The organism is Streptomyces sp. NPDC052036, assembly GCF_040680495.1.
Taxonomy (GTDB): Bacteria; Actinomycetota; Actinomycetes; order Streptomycetales; family Streptomycetaceae; genus Streptomyces.
On sequence record NZ_JBFAWW010000099.1, the window covers coordinates 1 to 4267 of the forward strand.

Sequence of the window (4267 nt, forward strand, 5' to 3'; positions counted from 1 at the left end):
GAGATCCTCGCCAAGGTCCGGCTCGTCCAGACCGCCGTGAAGAAACTCGTCAACAACAACTCGAACTGACACAAACCAGATCACCAGACACTAGCGAAGACGGAATGGGTGCAAGGAAACTGAACCAGTGGTTGACGTCCCGTGAGTCGTCAGCGGCCTGCCAACTCTGGTGGATGGGCCGCTTTGCGGTGCTGGAGAGGGCCATAGCCGATGGACTCTCCTCTTTCGTCGTCCCGATCCGATGGACGCCGGGAGGCCCGGACCAACACTGCGATCTGCGGTCCGTGGCGATGCCGCCGGGATATAACTGGGCACCGAAGCTGTCACAGAGATCCTCAGTGAACGTGGGAAGCGATCTGGCATCGCCCTTCCCGCCCGGTAGCCGACCGGGCGGCGGGCAGGCGCGACGCCCGCTGATGACGCCAGATCGTGGCGGAGTCGCCGTAGTACTCCGAGGACGGGAGAGCCGTCCGCATGAGGAAGGGCGACAGCGTGATCGCAGCAGTGCTGTATTCGGGGAGGACCGTTGTTGAACAACGACGCGCCGCCGACCACCTGGCCGGTCAGTATGACGGCCGAGCGGCGGGTACTCGATCACCAGCGCGAGCTGCACCGATGGGCAAGGAACGAGCCGGACCGCCGGTTCGAGGATGTATTCAACTTGATCTGTGACCAGGCCACTTTGGTGGTGGCCTGGGAACGGGTGTCTGGCATCCGGGGTGCCAGGACTGCGGGCCTGGATGCGGTCACCCGCCACTACGCCGAAGAGCGGCAGGGAGTGATTCCGTTCCTGGAGGGGCTTCGCTCCTCGCTCAAGGACGGGTCCTTCACCGCGCTGCCGGTCAAACAGGCGGTGATCCCCAAGAAGAACGGAAAGGTCCGTTACTTGGGCATCCCGACCCTGCGAGATCGAGTCGCGCAGATGGCGCTCAAACTGGTCCTGGAGTCGATCTTCGAGGTCGATTTCTACCCGTCCAGTTACGGGCATCGACCCGGACGTCGGGCCCAGGATGCCATCGCTGAAATCCACCACTTCACCCGCAAGCCGTCGACCTACGAGTGGGTCATCGAGGGCGACATCAAGGCTTGCTTCGACAACGTCGACCATCACGTCCTGATGCACCTGGTGGCCGAACGCGTCCAGGACCGGAAGGTCCTGCGGCTGGTCAGTGCGTTTCTGCGGGCCGGGGTTGTCGAGTTGCAGGGTGGGTTCGCGGAGACTCTGACCGGGACTCCGCAAGGAGGGATCGTCTCTCCGCTGCTGGCCAACATCTATCTCTTTGTTCTGGACCGATTTTTCTCACGGATCTGGGACCAGGAGATGAACCCGCCATGGCGTCGGCAGTATCGGCGCCGGATGGGGCGGCCGAACTTCCGCCTGGTGCGGTATGCCGACGATTTTGTCGTGCTCGTGCTCGTGCACGGCGCGATGTCAGAGGCCGAAGCACTCAAAGCGGAGATCGCCGAACTGCTGGCCTGCAAGCTGAAGATGACCCTCTCGGACGAGAAGACCCACATCACCCACATTGATGACGGCTTCGTCTTCCTGGGCTTCCACATCCAGCGGAGAACTTGGGGTGACCGCCGTGTCGTGCTCACCATCCCGTCCAAGCAAGCCTTGGCGTCGGTGATGCACAAGATCAAGAAGCTGACGGGGCGAAGTACGACATCGCTCTCGTTGGAGGAGGTGCTGCGGACGGTCAACCCGGTCCTTCGGGGGCTGGGCGGCCTACTTCCGCTACGGGGTCTCGAAGCGGACATTCGCCTACCTGGGCTGGCATGCGTGGTGGCGAGTACTCCGCTGGATTCGCTACAAGCGCCCCCACATGACCTGGAAGCAACTGCGGCGCCGCTACTTCGGAGCGGATCGCATCAGCGAGGGCGGTCTCGTCCTCTACAACCCGGCAAAGATGAAGGTCGAGCGATACCGCTTCCGCGGAGCGCAGATCAGCACGCCATACAACATCGACGAGGTTGATCCGGAGAGGGCTCGCTTTCGCCGGACCAGCCACGACGATGTGGCCTTCGTCGGCCAGGTCAGTGAATACCTCGCCTGACACATCGGATCACGTGGAGAGCCCGCTGCGGGGCCAACTCGCACGGCGGGTTCGGCGGGCGGGGACGGGAAGACCGGCACCGGAGACGGTGCACGGCGTCCCGTCCCCGACCCAACACATCCCCTTCGAGCCCGAGGCAGCGAACCTCTTCTTTCAGTTCATCTCGGGCCGCTACGAACGGGCCTCGGTGATCGTGACGAGTAACAAACCCTTCGGCCGCTGGGGCGAGGTCTTCGGCGACGACACGGTCGCCGCCGCGATGATTGACCGCCTCCTCCACCACGCCGAAGTCATCTCACTCAAGGGCGACAGCTACCGCATGCGCGGCCGCGATCTCGGACGGGTTCCCGCGGCCAACACCGGGGAATGACCAACATCAACAGACGCAGGGGGTCACTTTTCGTCCGTCGGCAGTGGCCCACAATTCAGGTTCTGGATCACTTCAGTGCCTGAGCCACGGAGAGTCACGACAACCGCGATCATGAACGGCCTCATGCCGCGAGGAGGATCCGCTTGCGGAGCAGGTCGAAGTTGGCGCGGCCGAACATCTGACGCTTGATCATCTTGATCTTGTTGTTGTGATCCTCGACGGCACCGGAGCTGTAGCGGAGGCTGAGCCAGGCGACGACGGCGTCGAGGTCCTGGCCGAGGCCGGTGACGAAGGAGTGCAGGGCGGGCACGTCGTCAGCCTGCACGCGTTCTATCGATCGACCGAGCTCGCGACCCCGGCGGTCGTTCATCAATTCGGTGAAGGCTCGGATGTGTTCGGCGGTTCGGTCGAGGGCGGGGCAGCGGGTGAGGACCTGCTTGAGCTGCTGGGCCTGGTCGTCGTCAAGGCGGTCGGGGCGGCGGGTGATCCAGCTGGTCACGTCGCGTACGGACGGCGCATTGCGGGGCGGATCGTCGTGCGGGAAGGCTTCGCGGAGCCGTTGGACGTGCCTTTTCACCACGCTCTCGCCGCCGGGATAGCCGCGCTCGCGAACTTCCTCGAACAGCCGGCGGGCCACGGTGCAGCCTTCGGTCCACCGCTGATGGGGGTAGGGCTTGTAGGGGTCGAGGATGCTGGTCCGGCCGGTCCACCGTCCGACCAGGACCTCGTCCGCGGTTGCCGCATCGGCGAGGCGGCGGACGGTGTTGCGGGCCAGTCCCAGTCGGCAGGCGATCGGCCGCAGCCCGAGCCCCTCGTCCAGCAGGGCGTGAACGGAAGCGTGCTGCTCGCGCACCCGGTCGGACAGACGGCCCGACTGTCGTGGTTCATCCAGGGAAGGCGGCGCAGGCTCCGGGCTCTTCTTCGGGCTCCAGCAGTCGGCGTATCGGCCGCAGGAGCGTCGACCGGCTCGCCCTGACCGCGAGCGTGTGCGCCAGGCGGGCGCCGGCCCGGCCCGCCAGCATCACCGCTACCTGTCGAAGCACCGTCTGCAGCCCGGAGCTTCGCCGTCCGTGCCGGAAGGTGAGTCCGTCGACTTGCTCGGCGAACGTGGTCCGCCGGCAGGCGCGGTCGCGGCAGCGGAACCGCCGGACCTGTAACTTGATCACCACGGGACGCCCGGCGACTGCAGTGTCGGCGAGGCGGCGTACGTATCGGCTGTGCACTCGGCCCGACGACGTCCGACAGGCGGGACACGCGGCCCGCTCGGCCGATGCGCGGGCCCGAACGACCACCAACTCGCCATCGACCACTACGTTTCCGATCATTACGCCTTCGACCCTGGTGGACCACAGGTCCTGGAGGAGCACATCGCCCACGGCTGTTCATGATCGCGGTTGTCGTGACCCTCCGTGGCTCCGGCACTGAAAGTGATCCAGAACCTGAATTCAGCCGTCGCCGACACTGCGAGCTCGTGCCAGCACCGCAATCGCCTGAGCCAGCTCGGAATCCTTCGGCAGAGGCCGGTGAGCGGCCATGTCAGTGCGCAGCATGTTCGCCAGAGCAGCAGCGTCGATGGCGTCCGACTTCTTCCTCGCGACTGAGTACCGGTCTCGATAGCGGGCCGCGGCCAGCGGAATGTTCGCGAAGACTGGGCGCCCCGTCGCGCGCAAACAGGCGGCCAATAGTCCCCGGGACGTCTCGATCGCGACCGGGATCGGGTGATCCTTGCTGTCTCCGTGCTCGGTTACTGACGTTGTAGTCGTGGTGTCGTCGGTGTGAGCCCTGTTCCGGTGAGGCATCCGTCGATGATGTCGCTGCGGTATTGGATCTGGCGGAGGCC

The 4267-nt window shown here is 65.2% G+C and carries 4 protein-coding genes and 3 pseudogenes; 3 read left to right on the forward strand and 4 right to left on the reverse strand.

Going from position 1 to position 4267, the window contains the following annotated elements:
• Nucleotides 1-568 precede the first annotated feature (568 nt).
• The 3 genes and pseudogenes from ltrA to AB0L95_RS41815 all read left to right on the forward strand — a co-directional run.
• Nucleotides 569-1663, forward strand: a pseudogene (ltrA, locus tag AB0L95_RS41805) (group II intron reverse transcriptase/maturase); the annotation flags it as partial.
• 106 nt (nucleotides 1664-1769) lie between these two features.
• Nucleotides 1770-2057, forward strand: coding sequence for a hypothetical protein (locus AB0L95_RS41810; protein WP_365171869.1), 288 nt, complete (start codon nucleotides 1770-1772; stop codon nucleotides 2055-2057).
• 88 nt (nucleotides 2058-2145) lie between these two features.
• Nucleotides 2146-2427 carry an ATP-binding protein gene (locus AB0L95_RS41815; protein ID WP_365171865.1) on the forward strand — a complete coding sequence of 94 codons (282 nt, stop codon included), beginning with the start codon at nucleotides 2146-2148 and terminating at the stop codon, nucleotides 2425-2427.
• Between the two features lie 121 nt (nucleotides 2428-2548).
• Here the strand turns inward: AB0L95_RS41815 and AB0L95_RS41820 are convergent, their stop codons facing one another.
• The 4 genes and pseudogenes from AB0L95_RS41820 to AB0L95_RS41835 all read right to left on the reverse strand — a co-directional run.
• The gene (locus AB0L95_RS41820; RefSeq protein WP_365171867.1) at nucleotides 2549-3280 is read right to left on the reverse strand and encodes a transposase; all 732 of its coding nucleotides are present in this window, start codon (nucleotides 3278-3280) and stop codon (nucleotides 2549-2551) included.
• A gap of 31 nt (nucleotides 3281-3311) precedes the next feature.
• Complete coding sequence (locus tag AB0L95_RS41825) at nucleotides 3312-3596, reverse strand: hypothetical protein (RefSeq protein WP_365171871.1); 285 nt, start codon at nucleotides 3594-3596, stop codon at nucleotides 3312-3314.
• An 18-nt stretch (nucleotides 3597-3614) separates the two neighbouring features.
• Nucleotides 3615-3752: pseudogene (locus AB0L95_RS41830) on the reverse strand (hypothetical protein); the annotation flags it as partial.
• A gap of 138 nt (nucleotides 3753-3890) precedes the next feature.
• A pseudogene (locus tag AB0L95_RS41835) lies at nucleotides 3891-4175 on the reverse strand (transposase); the annotation flags it as partial.
• Nucleotides 4176-4267 lie beyond the last annotated feature (92 nt).